Here is a 22,451-nt window from a genome sequence, read left to right as displayed (position 1 = left end):
GGTCGGCCGCTACTGGCTCGCGGCGAGGTTGACCAGCCAGGCCACGCCGAAGCGGTCGTTCAGCAGGCCGAACTCGTCGCCCCACGGTGCACGCTCGAGCGGTGCCACGATCTCGGCGCCCTCGCTGAGTCCGGCCCAGTAGTCGCGGATGCGGGGATCGTCGCCGTTGAGGGTGACGTTGATGGCCGTGCCCATCGACGGCTGGTCGCCGCCCGGGGGAGTGTCGGAGGCCATCAGGTCGAAGCCGGCGTCGGTGACAAGGTGCCCGTGCATCAGCAGGTCGACAACGGCTGGGTCGTCGGACATTCCGCCCTCGCCGAAGGTCATCGCCTCGATCGTCCCGCCGAAGACGGACTGGTAGAACTCGAGCGCCTCGCGGGACTCGTCGCGGAAGTTCAGGTACGGGTTCAGTCGCATGGTCATGCGGTCATCGTCCTCCCTTTTGTTCCTGAGAGGAAGAGAATCCGGTGAGAGCCTTTCGGGACCGGGTACGTCCTGGGCGAGGAGGGGGTGGTTCCACCTCGGACGCACCGGGACACGCCGTGACACCTGGGACTCGTGTGACTCGAGAGGCCGCTGACCTGCGCAAACATCGAGCTCTCAGATTTGTCTGCGCAACTCGTCAGACTTGCTTGCATGACCTGGTGTGCAGGCGTACGGTAGCCACTACATCTAGTGATTACACCGATGTAGTTCTCCACATCTAGTCCCACAGGGACGGGGGACTTACCCACAGGAATCCCGGGCCATCCACCTCTGCATCCCCAGGTTGTCCCCAGATCCCGCGAAGAAATCAGCCCGAGAGGAGAGCATCGTGCACTGTCCGTTCTGCAAGAACCCCGACACCCGCGTGCTCGACTCCCGGGTGGCCGAGGAGGGCGGCGCCATCCGGCGTCGTCGGGTCTGCGGAGCGTGCGAGAAGCGCTTCACGACCATCGAGCAGATGCAGCTGACGGTCCTCAAGCGGTCGGGGGCCACCGAGCCCTTCAACCGCGACAAGGCCATCTCGGGCGTCCGCAAGGCCTGCAAGGGCCGTCCGGTCTCCGACGACGACCTCGCACGCCTCGGCCAGCAGGTCGAGGACGCACTGCGCGAGAGCGGGGCGGCCGAGATCGCGGCCCACGAGGTCGGCCTGGCCATCCTCGACCCGCTCAAGAGCCTCGACGAGGTGGCGTACCTGCGCTTCGCGAGTGTCTACAAGGCGTTCGACTCGGTGGACGACTTCGCCGCCGAGATCGCCGTCCTCATGGCCCGCGCCGCAGACGGCGAGCTGGCCGAGCACACCGCACGACAGCTTCCCTGACCACCCGCCGCCCACGGGCGGCACCGGCACCCTGAACGACCTCGTCCCGTGCCACGGGGCGGGACGCACGACCTTTCACACACCAGCAGCGACACAGGAGCACGACATGACGGAGACGGTCGACGGATCGACGGGCCGGGCACAGTCCGGCAAGACGCGCGGGAGCAAGGCCGGCAAGGGCCTGAGCATCCAGCGCGTGTACACGACCGAGGGCGTGCACCCGTACGACGCCGTGACGTGGGAGCGTCGCGACGTCGTGCAGACCAACTGGAAGACCGGCGAGACGGTCTTCGAGCAGCGCGGTGTGGAGTTCCCCGACTTCTGGAGCGTCAACGCCTCCACGATCGTCACCACCAAGTACTTCCGCGGCGCCGTGGGCTCGCCCGAGCGTGAGCAGAGCCTGCGCCAGCTGCTCGACCGCGTCGTGCTCACGTACACCGCGGCCGGCAAGGAGCACGGCTACTTCGCCACCGACGCCGACGCCGAGGTCTTCGAGCACGAGCTGACGCACATGCTGCTGCACCAGGTGTTCAGCTTCAACAGCCCCGTGTGGTTCAACGTCGGCACGTCGAGCCCGCAGCAGGTCAGCGCGTGCTTCATCCTCGCCGTCGACGACTCGATGGACTCGATCCTCAACTGGTACCGCGAGGAGGGCCTGATCTTCAAGGGCGGCTCCGGTGCCGGCCTCAACCTGTCGCGCATTCGTTCGTCCAAGGAGCTGCTGCGCTCCTCCGGCGGCACCGCGTCGGGCCCCGTCTCCTTCATGCGCGGCGCCGACGCGTCCGCCGGCACCATCAAGTCCGGTGGCGCCACGCGTCGTGCGGCCAAGATGGTCGTGCTCGACATCGACCACCCCGACATCGTCGAGTTCGTCGAGACCAAGGAGCGCGAGGAGGAGAAGATCCGCGTCCTGCGCGACGCCGGCTTCGACATGGACCTCGGTGGCGACGACATCACCAGCGTCCAGTACCAGAACGCCAACAACTCGATCCGTGTCGACGACGCCTTCATGCGCGCCGTCGAGGAGAACACCTCCTACGGCCTGCGTGCCCGCACCAGCGGCGAGGTGATCGAGGAGATCGACGCCAACGAGCTGTGGGGCAAGGTCGCCAAGGCCGCCTGGGCCTGCGCCGACCCGGGCATCCAGTACGACTCGACGATCAACGACTGGCACACCACGCCGGAGACGGGCCGCATCACCGCGTCCAACCCGTGCTCGGAGTACATGCACCTGGACAACTCCAGCTGCAACCTGGCCAGCCTCAACCTGATGAAGTTCCTGTCCGAGGACGGCACGACGTTCGACGTCGAGAAGTTCGTCAAGAGCGTCGAGCTGATCATCACCGCGATGGACATCAGCATCTGCTTCGCCGACTTCCCGACCGAGGCGATCGGCGACACCACGCGCGCCTACCGCCAGCTGGGCATCGGCTACGCCAACCTCGGCGCGATGCTCATGGCCTCGGGCCTGGCGTACGACTCCGAGGGTGGCCGCGCGCTGGCCGCCTCGATCACGTCGCTCATGACGGGCACCTCCTACCGTCGCTCGGCCGAGCTGGCCGGCGTCGTCGGTGCGTACGACGGCTTCAAGCAGAACGCCACGCCGCACACGCGGGTCATGCGCAAGCACCTCGCCGCCAACGACGACATCCGCACGCTGCACTCGATGGACATCGCCGTGCAGCGCGAGGCCACCAAGCAGTGGGCCGACAACCTGAAGATCGGCGAGAAGAACGGCTGGCGCAACGCCCAGGCGTCCGTCCTCGCGCCCACCGGCACCATCGGCTTCATGATGGACTGCGACACCACCGGCATCGAGCCGGACTTCTCGCTGGTCAAGTTCAAGAAGCTCGTCGGTGGCGGCTCGATGCAGGTCGTCAACCAGACGGTCCCGATCGCGCTCAAGAAGCTCGGCTACACCGGCGAGACCATCGAGGCGATCATGGAGTTCATCGCCGAGAAGGGTCACGTCGTCGACGCCCCCGGCCTGAAGCCCGAGCACTACGAGGTCTTCGACTGCGCCGTGGGTGACCGGGCCATCAAGCCCATGGGTCACGTGCGGATGATGGCGGCGGCCCAGCCGTTCCTGTCCGGCGCCATCTCCAAGACGGTCAACATGCCCGAGACCTCCACGGTCGAGGAGATCGCCGACGTCTACTTCCAGGGCTGGAAGCTCGGCCTGAAGGCTCTCGCGGTCTACCGCGACAACTGCAAGGTCGGCCAGCCGCTGTCCTCGCAGAAGAGCCAGGACGACAAGACGTCGGCCAAGGCTGCCGAGGGTGCGGCCGAGGTCAAGACGGTCGTCGTCGAGAAGCCGATCCGTCGTCGTCTGCCGAAGTCGCGCCAGTCGATCACCACGTCGTTCAGCGTCGGCGGTGCCGAGGGCTACATGACCTCCGGTGCGCACGAGAACGGCGAGCTGGGCGAGCTGTTCCTCAAGCTGGGCAAGCAGGGCTCGACGCTGGCCGGCGTGATGGACGCCTTCTCGATCGCCGTGTCGATCGGTCTGCAGTACGGCGTGCCGCTCGAGACGTTCGTGCAGAAGTTCACGAACCTCAAGTTCGAGCCGGCGGGCCTGACCGACGACTCCGACGTCCGCATGGCGCAGTCGATCATGGACTACGTCTTCCGCCGCCTGGCGCTGGACTACATCGACTTCGACACGCGCTCGGCGATGGGCATCCACTCGGCCGAGGAGCGTCAGCGCTACCTCGACACGGGCAGCCACCAGCCGATCAGCAAGGGCACGACGGCCGCCGAGCTCGTCGAGACCGAGCCGGAGACGCTGAAGGAGGCCGCGACCGCCGAGGCCGCGACCTCGCCCGTCGCCGACGACGTGACCGCCGAGCAGGCCCAGGCCGACACGGCCAAGCCTGCTCCGAAGACGGCCCACACGTCGGCCGAGCTCCTCGAGGCCATCACCGGCTCCGCGGTCGACTCGCCCCTGTGCATGACCTGCGGCACCAAGATGCGCCCCGCCGGCTCCTGCCACGTCTGTGAGGGCTGCGGCAGCACCAGCGGCTGCAGCTGATCGAAGGTCCGTGGACGAGCCCCCTGATCCGATTGGGTCGGGGGGCTCGTCCACAGACACACCCCGTCAATCACCAGTCGTGTCGGAACGCGAACCTAGGATGTCGAACATGAGCTCGAACACGGCAGCAGCAGAGCCAGCCTTCACGTTCATCGACCTCTTCGCCGGCATCGGCGGCTTCCACGCGGCCCTGAGCGCGCTCGGGGGCGAGTGCGTCTACGCCTCGGAGATCGACGAGGCTGCGGCGAAGATCTACCAGCACAACTGGGACATGGAGGTCGCGGGCGACATCGTCCCGGAGACCGACCCGGTCGTGAAGGTGCCGAAGCACGACGTCCTGGCCGCGGGCTTCCCGTGCCAGCCCTTCAGCAAGTCCGGCTTCCAGCGCGGCATGGACGAGGCGCGGGGGACCCTCTTCTGGAACATCTTGCGCATCCTCGAGGAGCACCGGCCGTCCCTGGTTCTGCTCGAGAACGTGCGCAACATTGCGGGACCGCGCCACACCCACGAGTGGGACGTCATCATCCGTTCGCTGCGGGAGCTCGGCTACCGGGTCAGCTCTACGCCGGCCGTGTTCTCTCCCCATCTCCTCCCGCCCTCGATGGGCGGACGTCCTCAGGTTCGTGAGCGGGTCTTCATCGTCGGAACCTACGTGGGCCCGGAGCACTCTCACGATGAGGTCGAGCCGGTCGTCCGCAACCGCCCAATCGACGGCTGGAACCCGCAGGACTGGGTCCTGCAGGACTACCTGCAGGACGAGGACGAGATCGCCGACCGGGCGAACTACGAGCTGACGCCGAGCGAGCAGCACTGGGTCCACGTGTGGTCCGAGTTCGTGCTGCGACTCCGCGCCGCTGGGGTCGACAAGTTGCCCGGCTTCCCGATCTGGGTCGACCACTTCCGACACATCGACAGTCTCGTCATCCCCGAGGGAACCCCGGCCTGGAAGGCCAACTTCCTTCGGAAGAACGCAGAGTTCTACACGAAGCACGAGGATCTTCTCAACCAGTGGCTCGCCGAGTTCGACGACCTGGAGGACATGCCGGCGTCCCGCCGGAAGTTCGAGTGGCAGGCGCAGGACGCAGTCTCGCTCGAGGACTGCATCATGCACTTCAGGCCGTCGGGCATCCGAGTCAAGAAGCCGACGTACGTTCCCGCACTCGTCGCGATCACGCAGACGACGATTCTCGGGCGCCCGCTCCGGCGCATCACGCCCCGTGAAGCGGCCCGCCTGCAAGGCCTCCCCGAATCCTTTGAGTTCCCGGGACAGCCTGACTCGGCGTCCTACAAGCAGCTGGGCAACGGCGTGAACGCGGGAGTGGTCTACCACGTGGCACGCGCAGAGATGACCCGCGCTGGCGATCGGTGGGTCAACGTACTCGACGCGACTCCGGAGTCGATCGACGACGTCTGACTAGACCGTCGGTCTCACCAGTTGCTCGATGCGGTCGGCCGCAGCCGCGGGGTCCTCGTGCTCCCACACCCGCACGACGGTCCAGCCCTGCTCGTCCAACAATCGGTTTGTGTCAGCATCGCGGTCGCGGTTACGTTGAATCTTCCAGTCCCACCACTCGCGATTCGTCTTCGGTCGTGTCCCGTGCTCCGAACACCCGTGCCAGTAGCAGCCGTCCACAAACACTGCGACCTTCGCCCTCGTGAACGCCACGTCTATTCGGCGTCGCCGGTTTCCTGGAACATGCATCTGCACCCGGTATCGGAGACCGCGACCGTGCAGCTCCCGGCGCAGCGCGAGCTCGGGCGCCGTGTCGCTCCGCGCGAGGACTGACATCTTCTTCGACAGCCACCCGCCTGGACTCGCTCTTTCAGGCTCGTCCACCGCTCGATCATCTCCTATAGGAGCTCCGTCGATGAGATGCTAGTCGGATGAAGAAGGCGGAGCTGCCGGGAGTCATCGCTCGCGTTCTCGGCATCGAGAATCCCGAAGATGGCTGGGTGTCGAACGGGGACACGGTGAACGCTGCATGGCACGTCGTGGTGGGGGAGGCACTCGATGTACCCCATCGCGTCGGCAAGGTCGAACACATGCAAAACCTGCTTGCGTCGGTTGGCGTCGCGTGGGAGCCGGCACGGCACAGCTCCGAGCACACAGCCAGCAAGGGCGGCGCAAACGTCAGGAAGGAAGCCTACGAAGACCTACTGGCTGCACTGCGAGCTTCGCCGCACGCGAAGCTCGCAGCCAGCATCGCTACCGAGGACTCGCTGTACGACGATGACCACGGCAACTGGGTCACGAGGAGCATCCGGCTTAGGCGTGGCCAGCCGAAGTTTCGAGCTGCCCTTTTGGAGGCGTACGCGGGGAGGTGTGCGGTGACCGGTTCAGAGACGGTCTCTGTCCTGGAGGCCGCACACATCCGACCTTTCGCCGACGGGGGCGCTGCCGTCGTGCAGAACGGCTTGCTGCTGCGAGCGGACGTTCACACCCTGTTCGACCTTGGGCGCATTGGGATCACTGAGGACTACTTCGTCGTAATGCACCCATCACTTTCGTCGAGCGAGTACTCACGATTCGCCGGACAGCTGGCACATGTGCCCGCGAGCAGACCGCAACGACCGGATGGAGCGCTGCTGGAGCAGCACGTGTCGAAGTGGGCACTTGGCAGCTAGCCGCTCAGGCCTCGACGCCGGCGGCGGCGCACGCGGCTTCCCACGTTCCAAACCGGCTGATCACCGAGCTTCGGTTGGGCCCGGTGAGTGCGCCGGAGGTGACAAGCTCCTGGTAGGCGGCAGGCCTGAGGGGAAAGACCAAGGTTGCGGCCTCTTGGAGTGCCGCGATGATGTCTGCTTCGAACCACGTGCGCGACGGACCTCGTTGCATCCCCCAGTCAAAGCCCACATCTTCAAGTCGCTTGGATCGGTCAGGTCGAAGGCTGCCGCGGTGGTATCGGGAGCGTTGCACCCCGATCCACTGTCCTAGTCGGACACCTTTCCTTGACACGAACGATGCCTCGACCTCGACGTTGCCGTGCTGGCGGCGATAGGACAACAACTCCTCGTAGTGCTCATCCCAGACCTCGTCACCTGCGACCACCTCGATGTCGACGCCTAGGCGCTCGAACGCCTCGATGACTTCCCTCGAGGCGCGCTCCGCACGGACGTTCGAGCGCTGCGCGGCGATCCACCGCCCGAGCTCGAGACCGTCAGACGACGTGAAGTTGGCGGGGACGCGGCTGTGTCCGTGATGGCCAGAAAAACGCTCCAAGGCTTGGAGCATCGCTCCTCGTTCTCTCCCGCGAAGGCCTTGGATGTTGACGCCGAGGTTGTGGAACAGCTCTTCCACGTCCGGAGCGCAGGCGCCGTCGGTCAGCAAGGATCGCTGCCGACGAACCCACGAACCCAGCGCAACGCCCGTCTCCGTCTTGTAGGAGGACGGCACGTCGCCGTGACCGTGGGCCTCGACGTAGGTCGAGAAGGCCTCGAAGATCAGCCGCTGCTTGCGTGCTGCAGGATCCCAAACCAGTCCGAGATCGTCGAGGAGCGCCGTCCGTTCCGCGCTAAGGCGACCAGCGCGACGCGCCAACCGCTGCGTGTTGACCCAACGTCCAAGACGAAAGGAGTCCTCGCACACGTGATCGACGGGTACCTCGGCAGAGCCGTTCGCCTCGACCCACTGGGCAAGGTGCTGATGTCCCACCTCCCAAGAAGCGCCATGCCAGGACTGCTGCTCGCTCATGTCGTGGACCCGGTTAGCAGCAGTACCGCGCCGCGAACACGGCGCAGCCCATCGAGGGTCACGGTGCCACCGCGCGACTCGTCGCTCGAGCTCCACTCGAAGCCGGCCGCCTCGACAATCCCACGCGCCATCTGCGGCTTGGTCAGGCGACGCTCGCGTTGGAGGCCGAGCCCGAGGGCCTGGTCGATCGCGTCGAAGATCTCACGTGGTTCGGTGGAGCCGGTCGACATGTGCGGCGCCTCGATGCCGATCATCGCGGCGATCTCCCAGACGATGTCGACCTTCAGCTCTTGAGCCATCCGTCTTCCTCGTCGGCCTGGGCGCTGGTGAGGGCGTCGTAGGCGTCGCGGACCTCCTGGAGGAGCTCGACGACCTCTGTGCTGTCTGGGTGTGACGCGATGTCCTCCTCCGCCGCCTGGAGTGCGTTGCGAGCAGTGGTGAGTCGCCTCGTGAGGCGGAGGTGGGTGTCCAGGCTCGCGTCATCGATTCTCTGCTGCGCCACCTCAAGACTGTCGCCGTCCCTGATGGCGGCCTTGCCAATCGGGTTGCCGACCACCGCGCCCAGCTTCGAGACCTCGCGCGAGTCCTTGATCAGCGGCGGCGTCTTCCCGTCCCCGAAGACCCAGGTGAGGAGCTCCCGAAGTTCCGGCTCTCTCTCAGGAGCGATCGGCGCCTGTCCCTTCTTCATGCGCGAACCCAGGGGAGCCCCCACGTGCCCACGGAGCTTGGTGTTGCTCATGGCGACGGTGAGCAGCGAGAACGCCTCCTCGAGGGGTCCTGTCTCGATCCCCATATCCGCTGCCTGCTTCGCGATGGCTTGTTCGCGATACAGATTGCCCGCTCGACCTGCCTCGATGCCGATCATCTTGCCGACCTCCCCGACGCTCATGCCGTCGTTGTCGATCAACTTCGCGACGTAGCGTGCCTGGGCGTACGGCTTCCAGGAGAGGATTCCCGAGATGTGCCGGAAGCCGATGATGGGGACCATGCTGGTGCGGTCCTCCGCCACCACCACCGGCACCTCGTCATCGGAACGCACCTCGGCCCGGCTGGAGAGGTCGTCCCAGTGGCCCGGGTCAGGAAAGTTGGCGCGGATCTGTGCCTGGGTGAGTCCCAACAACGCAGTCAGCCGCCGGTTCCCTTCAACCACGATGTAGGTGCCGGGTTCGGCGGGGTTCGTGATGGCGATCAGGGGCTCGGACGAGAAGTACCCGTGGGTCGCGATCGACTCCGCCACTGCATCGGCGTCGTAGTTCATGGCCAGGTGGACGGCCAGGTCCTCCTGTGGTGCCCCATGCCGGTCGGACGGAAGCCTCGGGTTCTCGGGATCGAGACGGAGATCTGCGATCCGGATGGAGGTGGGTCTTCCTAGACGCCGGCTGCTGGTGGCGACGGGCTCGGTCATCGCTTTCTCACGATCTGTTGGGTGCCCATGTGGACAGCGAGGGTGTGGAGTGCTTGGTCAGACCCGCGTGGAGTCACGAAGTGGACCTGGAGCGCGTAGGGGTGGTCGTTCGCTGGACCGACCACGGTGCGGTCGCCACCGTAGAACCGGGCGGGCGGGGTGCCGTCGGCGCTTCGACCCTGGAAGAGGTTGACGAAGCCGAGCTCGGTCCAACGACGGGTGCGCGACCCACCCTCCTGGTCGTCCATCAGGATGACCGGGACGAGGTCGTCAGGGCGAAGGTGTCGCATCAGGTAGTCGAGGATGTCCTGGTGCCGCCAACCGGCGCTGTAGGACTTGAGCAGCCAGGGCTCCAGGACTTCCTCGAGCAGTTGCTCGACAGGCACCTGCACCGTCCGGAACGACAGCGCTCCGTACGAGAGGCGGTCTGCGTCGAGCAGACCAATTCCCTCGACGAGGGAGGCGTTGGACCCGATGTCAGCCTCGTCTCTCGAGGGTTGCCGGAGGCTGAGCCAGCCGTCGCTCGGCGGAGAGAACTTGTTGAGGGCTCCCAGCACCGACGGACGGCTGGGACGAGTGCCGGGGGGCAGCCTAAGTCCGATCTCGGTCGACCACTCGTGGACGCTCCTGCCGGCGCCCAGGGCATCCTCGAGGGTCGCCCGGAGGTCGTACTCCGTGTAGACGATCCCGCGGAGGACCTCGAGCGTACGAGCAGTCGAGAAGAACTGGCAGTAGGGAAGCAGCTTGCGCCGATATCCGAACGCTCGGGAGCGCTGCTCAAGCGTGTCGACCTGCTCGGACGCTGGACGGTTCATGTAGGTCACAGTCAGTCCCTCGACCGTGAACCCGCGGTCGAGCTTGTTGCCGCCGACCAGGATGTGCACCGGTGTCAGGTTCCAACGGACGGACTTCAGGTCGCTGGCGGAGTTGATGAGCCACGTGGTCGCCTCACGGAGGGCTTCCTTCATGTACTGGAGAAAGAGGTGTTCAGGAGGAGACGCGGCGCCGAGGCTGACCAGGTGGGCGTGCTCGTCGCGCAGCACCTTCGGCAGTGCAGCGATCGTCTCGGCGCCACTCGTGTCCTCTCGCCATTTCCGGAGCTGCCTGTCGACCAAGAACTTGTACACCTGCTGGATCTTGTTGCTCTGCGTCGAGTGGATGAGCATGCTGACGGGCGCGGCTTCGCCGGGAAGACCGAGCAACATTCCTGCGCCGACGACGAAGTTCGCCAAGGCCGTCTCCAAGCTTCCGGGCATCTCCACGGGGGGCTTGCTCGCGGACTGCTCGTCCCCGGCTGGCACGATGCGGATGACCTTCTCGGCCTCGTCCACGAAGAACTCGCGACCGCCGGTGTACCCGGGTCCTGGGTGCAGCAGGGTGACGAACTCCGGCTTGAGGTGGTCGTCGAGGTCGAGCAGGAGTGGTGCGTAGGGGGTAGCCGTGAACTGCACGTAGAGGTGCTCGTCGACCGAGCCGCGAAGGTTGGTCAGGCTCGCGTAGGTCTTGCTGAGCTGGTTGTCACTGACGCTGGTGTTGAGAGACGCCTGGTCGGCTTCGTCGTCGATGATCAGCACGGGCTGGTTCTTCGCCTCGCACGCTCGAAGGACGGCAGCAAGATTGTTGACGTGACCAGCGTGCTTCAGCAGTGTGAGGACGACGACGCGTCCTCGGTCGAGCCATTCATCGACCTCGTGGGCCTTGCGCTCCTTCACGTTCTGCATGAAGACCCACCGGTACGCCCGGGAGTCTGCGGTGAGGGCAGACTCGATGCGGCGAGAGTTCTGGTCGAGAAGCAGGTTGGTGCTGCCGAGCAGAGCCACGATGACGCGGTAGCCCTCGTCGGCCGCGGCTGCGATCAGGGCGGTGATGGTGGTGGTCTTGCCGCTCTGGACGTAGCCGAGCGCCAAGCCGGTCGCAGAGCGGGCCTCGCTCTCTGCGAGCGGGCCGTGCTGGAGGATGTCGTCGCATGCGTCCCACACGAGCTGTCGCGTGGCAAGGTCCATCTGAACAGCCATGGCCTCGTCCAGCTTTTCGCGCTCGCTCATCGGTCAACCCCTTCGTCCGCAACCGTGTCGACAATTATGCTGCCAGCATCATCCGACGTTTCTGTGCTGCTTCCCGGCGTGGGCGCAAGTCGGGCTGCGAGCAGACGCCAGTACTCGTCCCGACCGGCAAGAACGGATAGTCCGGCAATCTTCGCCTCGTTCCACCCCCCGAAGCAGTTGCGGACCGTCTGCGCACTCGGCACGTCAGGAAGGGCCGTCGCCCAGTCGTCGAAGGCGGTGACCGATACTGATCCACCGGTCGCGGCGAGGAAGTCGGCCATGGTCTCCGCCATGTCCTCGGCGCTCCACCTCCGTGCGTACTCCGCCCGCGAGGTCGCTCCGGCCTCCACGCCGGCTCGCTCACAGGCATCTCTCCATGAACCGAAGCGCTGGTGGATGCGAGGGATGCTGAGACCGTCGACGAGTCCGGCTCGGAGCAGTTCTGTGTACATCTTTCCGGTCAAGGGGTATTCGTACGTTCCTGCCTCCGCGATCGCGGCGATGGCTTGCTCGTCGGACAGGCGCTCGTAGGCGGTGCCGTCTCGCGAGGAGATGAGGAGACGGCGAAGGTCAGGCGGAAGGATCTTCGAGACTTCAGCGGCAGGCACTCCGACCCGCTCCGCGAATGCACTGACGCCGATACCGGGATTGGCGCGGAGCGCCTCGATCGCTCGAAGAAGCGTGGCCTGGCGCTCCGCTTGCTGGACGGCGGCGCGCGCAACGCGGAAGTCCTCAGGTGTGAACGACTCCTGTAGAAGGATCTGACGGATCCGTTCGCGTGTGACGCCCTGGTCCGTCGCGATCTGCTGCAGGGTCAGGCCCGAGGCGCGGAGAGCCTTGATCCTTGCGCGGTCAGTGCCGCCCCCTTGACGGCGCCTGCTGTCCCGGACGACAGGATGCGTCGTTGACGCGATGCGCGACAGATGCTCCCCGCCCGCAGGTGGCGTCGGCTGTCCGGTGTCCGTCCGAGACAGACGAAAGTAGGACGAGCCGTGGTGCTCAAACCATGGAAGATGGTCGTCGACGTGCGCGGTGGTGGCGGCCCTCGAGAAGAGGGTCTGCTTCAGCGCGACGAGGTCGTGGTTGACATCCACGGCTATGGCCCACCGCTTGAGATCTCGCCACGTGAAGAGTGCAGTGCCGTTCTCCTTCACCCAGTCGACCAGGACATCCGTCGGGGTGGCGCTCGACCTGGGTGTGGCGGGCATCCGATCTTTGTGCGCGTAGAAGCCACGTCTGACTCGCTCAACGGGAGACGACTCGTCCGCGGCGACACTCATGAGCGCGTCACGAAGCAGGGGCACCGCGAGGTGGCGAGCGGCCGCGTCGTCGTCGGCCCAACGGCACAGCGTCGGGAAGTCGAACGGGTGCTTGCTGCCATGGGCCGTCCTGACGATCCAGTCGCGTGCAGGCCCAAGCCCTGAGTCGCGACGGTCGTTGGTGCCTCCCGTCAGCGGTTTGATCGACTCTGCAGCAGGTTCGCGCGTCGTCGAGACGGTGTCCGCAACATGCACGTACCGTCCTGGACCGGTCTTGACGATCGGTGAGCTCGGGTCGTCCGCCAAGTCATCCAGGGCGCTCCGGATGGTCGTGAGCCGTTCGGATCCCCAGAGAGCGAGTGGGGTTGCGGACATCAGCGAGGGCACGTCGAACGGCCCGGACAGCCGGCCTGTCGCAGTGACGAGCTTTTCTCGTAGCGTCGCTGGGCCGTCAGGCCGCGTCCTCGTCGGCTCCTGGCCTCTAGTGCCAGATACGTCTCGCTCAGCGCCTGCGCAGGAGAGGCATCGCAGGTACTTCACGAGCACTGGTTCCCGCAGGGCGGCCCGACTCTCGTACCCGGGGACGCTGAGACCCGCAGCGGCCGTGGTACTTCCGCATGAAGCACATCGTGCCGACGTGGTGTGTGTTGCGGCCAGGGCCACGGACGCCTGGTGCGTGGCGTGGCGGTGCGCGAGCCGGCCGCTGCCACAGTCCTCCTCACCCGCAACGGCCTCTTCGAGGTGGCGAGAACCGTCTTGTGCGAGGTATCGAACGAGGCCAGCGACATCCCAGAGTGCTTGAGGATCAGAACCCCAGCGCTCCCAGACCCAACGGTCACCACGGCCGACGTGAGCCAAGCCACCCTGCACATTATGGGGCTCAACCGCTGCGAGGTTGTGAAGCTTCAGGCTCACGCTCGATGGGCTGCGGAAGGCGGGTCCTTCGCGCACCGCCCTTGGGAAGATGGGAAGAGCTCGGATCGAGGCGCTCAGCTCGGGGACGCCGGCACTCTGAGCGTTGAGGCCACGGGTCCCACCCCGCTGCACGAAGAAGGCGAGTGCAAGAATCAGCTCGTCGCGTGTCCAGGCCGGGGACCGTCCGGTGGTCGTCGCCGCGTCGGTCACGTCAATTCAGGTCCTTCTGCAGTCGCTCAGCGAGGGCCTCGATGAACGCTGGCCACAGCTCGGGCAGCAGGCCCGACCTGATCTCCGCCGCCAAGTCGTCGGCCATGAGCGCCACGACTCGACCACCCTTGGCCTTCGCGGACGCCGCCGGTGCCAGCGCCGTGGAGCTGGGGGCGGAGTCCTCGCTGAAGGTCTCCTCGCCGGTCTCGGCCTGAGAGTCGTCCGGCCCTTCGAGCACAAGCGGACCCGACTCGGGCAGCGCTTCTCCATGGACCCCCAGAGCAGGCACTGGCAGGGACATGACCAGGCTCATGAAACCGGTGGTTCGCGTCAGAGCGATGTACAGACGACGCTCGCCGACCTTGGTGCCGTCCACGATGCCGGCCGGTTGGACGACGACGGTGGCATCGAACTCCAGTCCTTTGGATTCTTCGGCAGTCAGGACGTTGATGCTTCGGCCGAGCGCACCCTGGCGCGCGTCCGTGAATCGAACGTCTCGTCTCTGCAGCTCATCGACGACGTGGTCACGGAATTGTGTGGCGCTGATGATGCCGACGGATAGGCCTCTGCCGGCGTAGCCCTGCGCCACCTCGATCGCGCGGCCGACGAGATCCTCGTCGTCCACCCTGATCAGCTCCGGTGCGGCCGGGGCGCTCCTGATCACGCTCGGCGCGCGCAGCCCAGGGGCAGCTGTGGGGAGGAGCCGCGCCGCCAGCTCGAAGTGCTCCCGTGGAACGCGGTACCCGAACTCGAGCTCCTCGAGGTGTGCCTCATGGCTCATCTCCAGCGCGGCAACGATGTCGTCCCACGAGTCTCGGGCCCAGGGACCGGTCGACTGCGCCACGTCTCCGACGATCGTGAAGGACCCACTCGTCGAGCGTCGGCGGATCGATCGAAGCTGCATGGGAGAAAGGTCCTGGGCCTCGTCCACGACGACGTGGGCGTGCTTGGTGGTCCTTCCGCCCAGCTGCGACTCCGCTTCGTCAAGCAGTGCGACGTCGCTCGCTGTCCACTGCTCTGAGGCGATCCTCTCCGAAGCAGGTCGGTACAGGTCCTTCACCTCCGCGGCGGTGAAGTCGGCGCCGGCAGCGTCGACGAGGCGTTGCTGTGAGCCGAAGAGGTCTTGGAGGAAGGACGCGGCGGTCAACGACGGCCACATGCGTTCGACGATGCCGTCGATCTGCGAGGGAGGGATGCTCACTCGAGCGCGAGCCAACCGGTTGCGCTGGTCGTTGAGTCGATCGTTGGCAGTCGCCGTGACCCAATCGCGCAGGCCCTCCCGCCCTTGGCGGTACGTCTTGGCGCGCCGCTTCACCTGAGTCAGCTGCTTGCCCAGCTCGGTCGGCTCGAAGGTGACAGCGTCGGCTCCCCGGCCAATCACCAGCGCCTCAGGTGGAACGCGGATGCGACCCATCAAGCCGCGGCCCAGCAGTCGAGCCATGCGCGCCTCGCCCTTGAGGCGAGCCAGGTGGTCCGGCTCGGCACGATCCGAGCTGGCCAGGGGTCCCAGCGAGGCCAGGTCGCCGTGAACCACGCCGTCGTTGCCGAGCGAGGGAAGAACCTTCTGGATGTAGGCGGTAAAGGTGCGGGATGGACCGATGACGAGGAAGTCAGACGGCTTGAGCGTGTCGCGCTGGTCGAACAGGAGCCACGAGACGCGGTGGAGCGCGACGGCGGACTTCCCTGTGCCGGGCCCGCCCTGGATGACGAGCAGCTGCTCGAGCGGTCGCGAGATCAGGTCGTACTGGCTGTGGTGGATCGTCTGGACGATGTCGCGCATCTCGCCGTCGCGCGACGCCTCCAGGTCACGGAGCAGGACGTCATCAACGGGTTGGTTGAATCGCTGGGTGAGGTCGTCGACGCGTTCGCGAAGCTCGTTGAAGACGGTGTCCTCGAACAAGGTGATGGCGTTCAGCTCGGTGGAGAACTTCCGAACTCGTTCCAGCCCGCACGGGTCCTTGATGTTCGCCTTGTAGAAGACGGCGGCCGCCGGGGCCTGCCAGCCAACCACGAGCATGTCCTTGTTCTCGTCGGTGATGGCGTGCCGTCCCACGTAGAGCGGGTCGTCGGCGACCGGGTCGATCCGACCGAACGCCACCGCTTCGTCGCTGTCTCCGAGCTGCTCGAGCATCCGGGCAGCGTCCTTCTTGACCGCAACGGCCACCTTTTGGTTGCCACCAGCCGCCTCGTGAGCGTGCTCAAGGTTGACGCGCGTCCGCTCGCGGGCATCCCATGCACGATCGAAGTGCTTCTGGTCGAGTGCGATTTCTTCCGTCGTGCTCACTGCTGCCCTCCGGGGTGATGCGTCGTGATGCTCGCAGCCTATGTTGGGCAGAGGGCCAAGTCTCGAGTTTCAGCAGGGAGTCCAGGCCTGGTGTTGTCTGGCGCTTGCGCAAGGCGGCCGACCGAGGGCACCTCCACTAGCTCGATGGCACGACCTGCGAGAATCTGCGGTGGGCCGTCTGGCACCTACCGATGGCACCAGACGCAGAGGTGGCCTCAGCAAGATTAAAGTGTCGCCGCCAGCTCCCTCGTACCCATCCGAACGAAGGCCTAGACGACGCCGAGCCACCAGTGGAGGGGGCGAGGCAAGGACGGCGCGATCGTCGCCCGTAGGCAAAGAGAATTTCTCGGTCCAGGATTTGCGAGGTTCCGAGCCGCGGATTCTTCGAGCGGCGGACCTACCCCTCGTGCACCGTGGGTGGTGGCGCGATCTCTGGTGGACGACAGCAGACGACTCCGAGCGGCTTGCGCGGGCTGACCGAAAGCAAGCCAAGAATCTCCCGCGCCATCACGTCAGCGCGACTGCGACTCACGTTTGACACGACTCTCGTTCCGCGCTCCACGACGTGGCGCGACGTCTTGCCGGCGTAGCGGAGCACCACGTGGTCGCCTCGGTCGGCGACCTGGAGCGGCGCCGCGAGCCTGCCGCCGAAGCGGATCCGGAACGCGTCGCTCAGCAGCGCCGGATCACTCACCCCGACGGCACGCGCCAGCGCATCACCGTGTGCATGCTCGTGCGTCGGTGCCAGTGCCGCAGCCTGGTCCATCAACGAAGCCAGGCCACGCGCCACCCGGCGGATGCCGTCGTCGTACCGCTCCCTCGGTGGGGACGTGATGAGGTCACGCCGAACTTCGACCATGACGGCCTGCACCATCGAGTTACGTCCGTAGAGGTGCAGCGGCACGTAGCAGCCGGCGAAGGGGGTGTCGACGGCGACGTCTCCGTCGACTCCCACGGCCCAGAGGGCTCGGCGTGCCTCGTCGACGAGGGCGCGGGGCGTGTGGAAGGGGTCGGTGCCGAGGCAGATCTCCGGCCGATGACCGTCCCCGTGCAGCTCGTAGGGGAGCGCCTCGGCCGGGAACGAGTGGAGGTCGATGATCGTCACCGACCCGACGGTGTGGAGCCGGTCGTCGACCAGCCGCGCGAAGGCGTGGGCGTACGGGTCGAAGTAGGTCTCGAGCAGTCCGCGGGTCTCGTACCGCAGCGTCTCGCCATCGCTGGTGCGTGTGTAGACGGCGCCCATGCCGACGGCCTCCATCTCCTCCCTGTCGTCGGGGAAGCGCTCGGGATCGACGACGAGCCTCGACAACCGGTTGACGAAGAGCCAGGGGCGCAGATCGGAGGCGTCCGCCGCGTGGTCGGCCAGCAGGTCGGTTTAGGCGTCGGTCATGGCGTCGAGCTCGCGGTCGAGCTCGTCGTCGTCCAGGATGATCTCGGCCCACACGGGGACGGGGATCTCGCGCGAGGAGTGCGGCACGTGGATGATCACGGTCGACCGGGGGTCGCCGGGCACGATCTGGAAGCTCATCGCACCGTCACCGACCCGTCGATCCACACGATGCAGAGATCGTCTGGGCTGTTGAGGTGCACGCTCTCGACGAACCGGTCCGGGACGTAGTGCGGGTGCATGTTGCGCGTACCGAGGCGGTGCGCGACGCCGGCTCCTTCCAGAACGGCCGTGAGGGTGTTCCACGACCAGCCCGGGTAGTGGCGCTCGACGTACGCCTGGGTGATGCCCCGAAGGACGGGGATCCAGTGACCGTGGTGGAACAGCCTTCGCAGGTCGTCCGGGTCGAGGTGGTGCGCGTACGCAGCGAGATCGACGTCCATGGGCCCTCCTGAGGGTTCAGGGGCACCGCGAGTGCCCGCTTGACCGCACCGGACGGTGCAGCCCAGGTCTTCTCCGGAAGGCACCGTGTCGGGCGACGCGGTTGCCGGCCACCACTGTCCGAAGGCGTGGGTGGCTCTCTTGACCTGCCTCGACCGTAGCGGCCGCGGCCGACGGAAGTCGAGGTCCGACGTCGCGTTCACGCCGCCGACCCGTTCGTGCCGTCGGCGAACGACGTCGCGGCTTCGACGAGCAGCGTGGCGGGCTGCCAGTAGTCGCCGGAGAGATCGAGCCCGTCGACGTCGCACTCGGTGAAGAGGTCGTCGTACAGGCAGTCGTTCCACTCCGAGGCTGCGTCCGTGTAGAGGTCGAGCGCCTCGTCGAGGGCCGCGACCAGGCCGTCCTGGCAGCGCTGCTCCACCGTACCCACCCGGCGAGAGGACCGTGCGGCATCGCGGACGAGGTCGCCGTAGTCCTCCTCGTTCACCCCGACGTCGAGCACGGCGTCGATGTCCTGCACGGCGGCGAGGTAGTCGGCCGTGGCTGCCACGCACTCCTCCTGCGCCTGCTGCGCCGCGGCGATCTCGGCCCGGCGCTCACGCTCGGAGGCCCGCTCCTTCGCCGCCGCCGCCTCGACGCGCGCGACCTCGGCCCGGTGCTGCACGAACAGCACCGTTCCGGTGGCCACGAGTGCCACCACCAGCGTCGTGACGAGCACGGCGATCACCTTTCGCCTCATGCGGCTCTCCTCCTGCCCCTCGGGGCCGGTCTGCTCGGCGCTCACGAGCGCCTCCGGGAACGGCGACCACCATCGGCCGTCATGTTCTTGCTGATGAACTGCCGGTCGTCCGGCGCCATCGCCAGGAACAGCTCGGGCTCGGCCATCCGCTCGGCCTCCTGGGCCTCGCGGAGCAGCTCGGCGCGGAACGCCGCCGGCACCTTCGCCGCCGCCGAGTGCGCCAGCGTCGCCAGCTTCGCGAACTCGCGAGCCGCGCGGACGTCCTCGCCGCGGGCGAGCAGGGCCAGCGCCTTGCGCCGGCGCCGCAGCACGCGCTGCACGTACCACTCGCCCAGCACCTGGCGGTCCGAGCCCGCCTCGCGCTCGTCGGGCCGGCTCACGTGCGTCCACACCGTGGTGGACGTGTGCTGGTCGCTCAGGTCGTCCGCGAGCACGTAGTCGACGCGAAGCTTCCCGATCTTCCGCCGCCCCGGCCGGGTGGCCGGGTGCGGTGCGCACTCGACCACGAGCGAGCGGGTCTCGTCGACCCGCATGCTGCCGAGGTCGACCTGGATCCCACCGGGCACCGGCACCACGGGAAGGTCGTTGACCACGTCGAGGCCGCGGATGCCGGACGCAGCCGCGATGGTGAGGCGGACCGACAGGAACCGCTGGGCGGCCAGCTCCCCGCACTCCTCGCCGATCGCTGCTGCTGCGGCGTCGGCCTCGGCGGCGAAGTGCTCGTTGCCGGCACCGGCCCGGGCGATGGTCGAGAGCAGCGTCTCGTCGTACCCGAGCCCCACGCCGAGCGTGGACGTCGTGATGCCGCGTGCCCGCATGGCCCCGACGCGCCCCCCGAGCGCCTCGGGGTCCGTGACGCCGACGTTGGCGTGGCCGTCGCTGACCAGCAGCACCCGCACACCCGCACCGACGTCGATCCGGCGTGCCTCCTCCAGCCCCCGCACCAGCCCGGCGCCGAGGTCGGTGCTGCCGCCGGCGCGCACCCCTTCGATGTGCCGGATGACAGCGGCGGGGTCGGTGACCGGTCCGGCAGGCACCACCACCTCGACCCGGTTGTCGAAGGTGACGAGCCCGAACGAGTCGTCGGGGGAGAGCCGTCCGACCACGTCGACCAGCGCGCGCTTGGCGTGCTCGAGACGTCCGCCGGACATGGAACCGCTGCGGTCGAGCACCACCACCAGGTGCGACGCGGCGCGGTCGGTGGGGCGGACGGCGTATCCCTCGGGCAGGGTGCCGGCGACGCGGACGAGCATGACGGCGTGGTCGCGACGGCGCAGGGAGTCCTGCATCCAGTCGAAGCGATCGCGGCTCAGGTGTGTCGAGAGCTTCATGATCATCTCCTCTCAGGTAGGGTGTGCAATGAGCATAATGCAGACTGCAGACAGATTATGCAAGGAGCATCGAGATGTCGACGGATTCCTCGTTCGGACGAGTGCTGGCGGAGTTCCGCAAGCGGCAAGGCATGTCGCGGTCCCAGCTGGCCGAGAGGTCGGGGTTGTCCTACCCCTACGTGTCACAGCTGGAGACGGGCCTGCGCAAGCCGTCGCGCAAGGCCGCGGCGCAGCTGGCGGAGGCGCTCGGGATCGAGCCGATGGCCTTAGAGGCTGCGCTCCCGCCGGACGACATAAGTTCCCCGTCGTTCCAGCGTTCGCTGGCTGCTCAGGCCGCCCTACTGTCGGGAGAGTCGCCAGTGGTCGCGGCCCTCGAACCGACGTCCGACCTGCCCATGGCCAGCGGTCCACCGCCACGACGAGTGCCTCCTCGTTCCGGCCGTGAGGACCTCGTGGGCCAGGCCGTCGACCTCATCGAGGAGCTGCCGCCGGAGGAGCGTCTCGACGCTCTCGGCGAGGTGCAGAAGCTCGTGCTGAAGCGCATGCTGGAGGAGCACTCGCGCGAGGCCTGACCACTCGTCTATGCTCTCTGCATCGTGATTGTGTCGCTGGTCGCACCTATCGTCGACAACGTCGGCGCGGGTCCGACGCGACGGAGGTGGTGGCGATGAGTGGCTTCGAGGAGCGGGTGGTCGACCAGTGGGTCGACGGTGCCTGGATGGACTTCCGGCTGCGGCTGGCGGAGTGGCTGACAGACGCCGAGGACGCCGTGCTCCACCTCGACCCCGGCGTGGACGACCCCGAGGCGCCCACCCTGCGCGTGAGCGTGAACCGGACGACCCTGTACCTCGAGCTGCTCGCAGCAGGTGCCGAGCCGGGCTTCGGGAGCGTCGTCCTGCCCCCGCAGTACCGACTAGATCGCCATGGCGTGCGGCAGCTCGACCACCTCGGGTTCCTGATCGACCCGACGGGGGAGCCGTGCCTCGCTGTCGGCCGTCGAGAGGTCGATCGGCTGGCCCACGCGGTCGCCTTCGTCCTCCACGACCTCTGGGGCGTCGTGTCCCCGGCCTTCCTCGACGTCGAGACCCAGGGAGAGCTCGAGGCACACCTGCTGCCCGCCTCCCAGGACGATCCGCAGCAACCCCCGTCGGCCGTGGTCCCGCGCGTCGCCCACACGGCCACGGTCGAGGAGCTGCAGCGACTGGTCGAGGCCGTCATGCAGGAGGAGGTCGAGGCGCCGCTCAAGGTGGGCTCCGACGGATCGATACGCATGCGCGGCGTCGGTGGCCCGGTCGTGGTCAGGGTGCGTGGACACCATCTCGTCGAGGTCGTCACCGTGCTCGCCACGCGCGTACGGTTCAAGAAGGCTCACCGCGAGATCGACCGGCTGAGCCGGCGCCATCGCCACGTGCGCTTCTTCCTCCAGCGGGACACTCTCTTCGCCGTCATCGGGGTCGATGCGTCGCCACTCGTGGCCGAGCACCTGCACGCCGCCGTCTCCCGCCTGCTGTTCCTGCGCACCCGCGTCGTCGACCTCGACGAGGGTCTCAAGAAGCGTCGGCTCCCTGAGACCCTGAGCGAGGCCGACCACGTCCCGGACCCGTTGCTGTCGGTGATCGCGGCCGACGCCGGCCGCATGCAGGCCGAGGCTCTTGCCGAGGTCCTGCGGGTCACTCTCACCGACGAGAAGCAGTCGGCGGCGTGGCGGGCCGAGGCGCGGCGGGCCTGCTCGAGAGCACTGGCTGCCACGAGAGCTGCCGAGGGGCCGATGCAGAGGGTCCACCTCAACGACTGGCGACGCTGGCGCAAGGTCGTGACGGCGATCGAGGTCGTCCGCGGCGAGGTTCCGGCCGCGATCGACGAGGACACGCCGTGACCCGCGTCGAGCACGACCGCGTGAACGACCTCCGACCCCGGACCATCCCGTGGATGTCTTTCGCCGCATCCGTCGCAGCCACGGTGCGTCGTCTGCCCGACGACGGGACCTTCGTGCTCCACCGTGACGAGGGTGAGCTCGACGACTTCGGCCACCCGCACACGCCGAAGTACGCCCAGTTCTGCCGGTGGAGCTCCTCGATGCTGCGGTGCGAGGTCGTCTCGAACGCCTTCCTGCCAGAGGAGCACCATTGGAGTCCCGCGGAGGAGGTACGCCTCCTCGCCATGGGGTGGAAGTGCCCCGACCCGGACGAGCCGACCGCGTCGCCCAACTGGCACCTCGACGTCGCCCTGGTGTGGGCGGAGGTCGGTGTCGACGGCGTCGTGCAGGTGCTCCGCGACCTGTGGGGTGCTCGAGTGATGAGCGACGTCGTGCTCGACGCCAAGGACCTGCGTCGGTTCCGGTGGATCGACGTGCCGGAGGATCTGGACGATGACCCAGGACGCTGAAAGGATCCGACCCATGCCGTCGACT

The 22,451-nt window shown here is 67.2% G+C and carries 20 protein-coding genes and 1 riboswitch; of the genes, 7 read left to right on the top strand and 13 right to left on the bottom strand.

Annotation, left to right across the window (positions count from 1 at the left end; all coding sequences use genetic code 11):
* Positions 1-9: 9 nt before the first annotated feature.
* Complete coding sequence (locus tag NBW76_RS11940; protein ID WP_056554300.1) at positions 10-423, bottom strand: VOC family protein; 414 nt, start codon at positions 421-423, stop codon at positions 10-12.
* Positions 424-814: 391 nt separating this feature from the next.
* Between NBW76_RS11940 and nrdR the strand changes: the two genes are divergently transcribed.
* From nrdR to NBW76_RS11925, 3 genes are all read left to right on the top strand, one after another.
* Positions 815-1,303 carry a transcriptional regulator NrdR gene (gene nrdR, locus NBW76_RS11935; RefSeq protein WP_055967602.1) on the top strand — a complete coding sequence of 163 codons (489 nt, stop codon included), beginning with the start codon at positions 815-817 and terminating at the stop codon, positions 1,301-1,303.
* Positions 1,304-1,409: 106 nt separating this feature from the next.
* Complete coding sequence (locus tag NBW76_RS11930) at positions 1,410-4,334, top strand: vitamin B12-dependent ribonucleotide reductase (protein ID WP_056554304.1); 2,925 nt, start codon at positions 1,410-1,412, stop codon at positions 4,332-4,334.
* 109 nt (positions 4,335-4,443) lie between these two features.
* A complete protein-coding gene (locus NBW76_RS11925; protein WP_056554307.1) occupies positions 4,444-5,748 on the top strand; it encodes a DNA cytosine methyltransferase in 1,305 nt (434 codons plus the stop codon).
* Here NBW76_RS11925 and NBW76_RS11920 read toward each other — a convergent pair whose 3' ends face one another.
* Positions 5,749-6,171 (bottom strand): very short patch repair endonuclease, encoded by a 423-nt coding sequence (locus NBW76_RS11920; protein ID WP_235492951.1) that lies wholly within the window; start codon positions 6,169-6,171, stop codon positions 5,749-5,751.
* Positions 6,172-6,218: 47 nt separating this feature from the next.
* On the opposite strand from NBW76_RS11920, the gene NBW76_RS11915 reads away from it, so the two are divergent.
* Positions 6,219-6,959 carry an HNH endonuclease gene (locus tag NBW76_RS11915; RefSeq protein ID WP_082481902.1) on the top strand — a complete coding sequence of 247 codons (741 nt, stop codon included), beginning with the start codon at positions 6,219-6,221 and terminating at the stop codon, positions 6,957-6,959.
* Positions 6,960-6,963: 4 nt separating this feature from the next.
* Here NBW76_RS11915 and NBW76_RS11910 read toward each other — a convergent pair whose 3' ends face one another.
* The 11 genes from NBW76_RS11910 to NBW76_RS11860 all read right to left on the bottom strand — a co-directional run bounded on the left by NBW76_RS11910 (position 6,964) and on the right by NBW76_RS11860 (position 20,041).
* Positions 6,964-8,025 carry a helicase associated domain-containing protein gene (locus tag NBW76_RS11910; RefSeq protein ID WP_056554319.1) on the bottom strand — a complete coding sequence of 354 codons (1,062 nt, stop codon included), beginning with the start codon at positions 8,023-8,025 and terminating at the stop codon, positions 6,964-6,966.
* Positions 8,022-8,324, bottom strand: a complete 303-nt coding sequence (locus tag NBW76_RS11905; protein ID WP_056554322.1) for a hypothetical protein — start codon at positions 8,322-8,324, stop codon at positions 8,022-8,024. The genes NBW76_RS11910 and NBW76_RS11905 overlap by 4 nt, the downstream gene beginning before the upstream one ends.
* The gene (locus NBW76_RS11900) at positions 8,309-9,430 is read right to left on the bottom strand and encodes a hypothetical protein (RefSeq protein WP_156364767.1); all 1,122 of its coding nucleotides are present in this window, start codon (positions 9,428-9,430) and stop codon (positions 8,309-8,311) included. Before NBW76_RS11900 ends, NBW76_RS11905 begins: the two co-directional genes overlap by 16 nt.
* Positions 9,427-11,475 carry a Z1 domain-containing protein gene (locus NBW76_RS11895; RefSeq protein ID WP_056554328.1) on the bottom strand — a complete coding sequence of 683 codons (2,049 nt, stop codon included), beginning with the start codon at positions 11,473-11,475 and terminating at the stop codon, positions 9,427-9,429. The genes NBW76_RS11900 and NBW76_RS11895 overlap by 4 nt, the downstream gene beginning before the upstream one ends.
* A complete protein-coding gene (locus NBW76_RS11890; RefSeq protein WP_156364768.1) occupies positions 11,472-13,121 on the bottom strand; it encodes a hypothetical protein in 1,650 nt (549 codons plus the stop codon). Before NBW76_RS11890 ends, NBW76_RS11895 begins: the two co-directional genes overlap by 4 nt.
* Positions 13,122-13,860: 739 nt before the next feature.
* Complete coding sequence (locus NBW76_RS11885; protein WP_056554334.1) at positions 13,861-16,143, bottom strand: UvrD-helicase domain-containing protein; 2,283 nt, start codon at positions 16,141-16,143, stop codon at positions 13,861-13,863.
* A gap of 397 nt (positions 16,144-16,540) precedes the next feature.
* Positions 16,541-17,509, bottom strand: a complete 969-nt coding sequence (locus NBW76_RS11880; RefSeq protein ID WP_304438620.1) for an N-formylglutamate amidohydrolase — start codon at positions 17,507-17,509, stop codon at positions 16,541-16,543.
* A 9-nt stretch (positions 17,510-17,518) separates the two neighbouring features.
* Positions 17,519-17,671: a hypothetical protein gene (locus NBW76_RS11875; RefSeq protein ID WP_200932661.1), complete on the bottom strand. Its 153-nt coding sequence runs from the start codon at positions 17,669-17,671 to the stop codon at positions 17,519-17,521.
* A complete protein-coding gene (locus NBW76_RS11870; RefSeq protein ID WP_056554337.1) occupies positions 17,668-17,973 on the bottom strand; it encodes a hypothetical protein in 306 nt (101 codons plus the stop codon). Before NBW76_RS11870 ends, NBW76_RS11875 begins: the two co-directional genes overlap by 4 nt.
* A 30-nt stretch (positions 17,974-18,003) precedes the next feature.
* Positions 18,004-18,118, bottom strand: a riboswitch (SAM riboswitch).
* A 52-nt stretch (positions 18,119-18,170) separates the two neighbouring features.
* Positions 18,171-18,710, bottom strand: a complete 540-nt coding sequence (locus NBW76_RS11865) for a hypothetical protein (protein WP_156364769.1) — start codon at positions 18,708-18,710, stop codon at positions 18,171-18,173.
* Positions 18,711-18,751: 41 nt separating this feature from the next.
* Entirely contained in the window at positions 18,752-20,041 is a 1,290-nt protein-coding gene (locus tag NBW76_RS11860; RefSeq protein WP_162239213.1) for a VWA domain-containing protein, read from the bottom strand.
* A 74-nt stretch (positions 20,042-20,115) separates the two neighbouring features.
* Here NBW76_RS11860 and NBW76_RS16895 point away from each other — a divergent pair, with 74 nt between their 5' ends.
* The 3 genes from NBW76_RS16895 (at position 20,116) to NBW76_RS11845 (ending at position 22,426) form a co-directional block, all read left to right on the top strand.
* Complete coding sequence (locus NBW76_RS16895; protein WP_056554346.1) at positions 20,116-20,613, top strand: helix-turn-helix domain-containing protein; 498 nt, start codon at positions 20,116-20,118, stop codon at positions 20,611-20,613.
* Between the two features lie 95 nt (positions 20,614-20,708).
* Entirely contained in the window at positions 20,709-21,917 is a 1,209-nt protein-coding gene (locus NBW76_RS11850) for a hypothetical protein (RefSeq protein WP_056554349.1), read from the top strand.
* Positions 21,918-21,970: 53 nt separating this feature from the next.
* Complete coding sequence (locus NBW76_RS11845) at positions 21,971-22,426, top strand: hypothetical protein (protein WP_156364770.1); 456 nt, start codon at positions 21,971-21,973, stop codon at positions 22,424-22,426.
* Positions 22,427-22,451 lie beyond the last annotated feature (25 nt).

The sequence above is a fragment of the Aeromicrobium sp. Leaf245 genome (assembly GCF_942548115.1).
Lineage (GTDB): Bacteria > Actinomycetota > Actinomycetes > Propionibacteriales > Nocardioidaceae > Aeromicrobium.
Note: the sequence above shows the minus strand (reverse complement) of the source record. Positions and strands in the feature narration are given on the sequence as shown.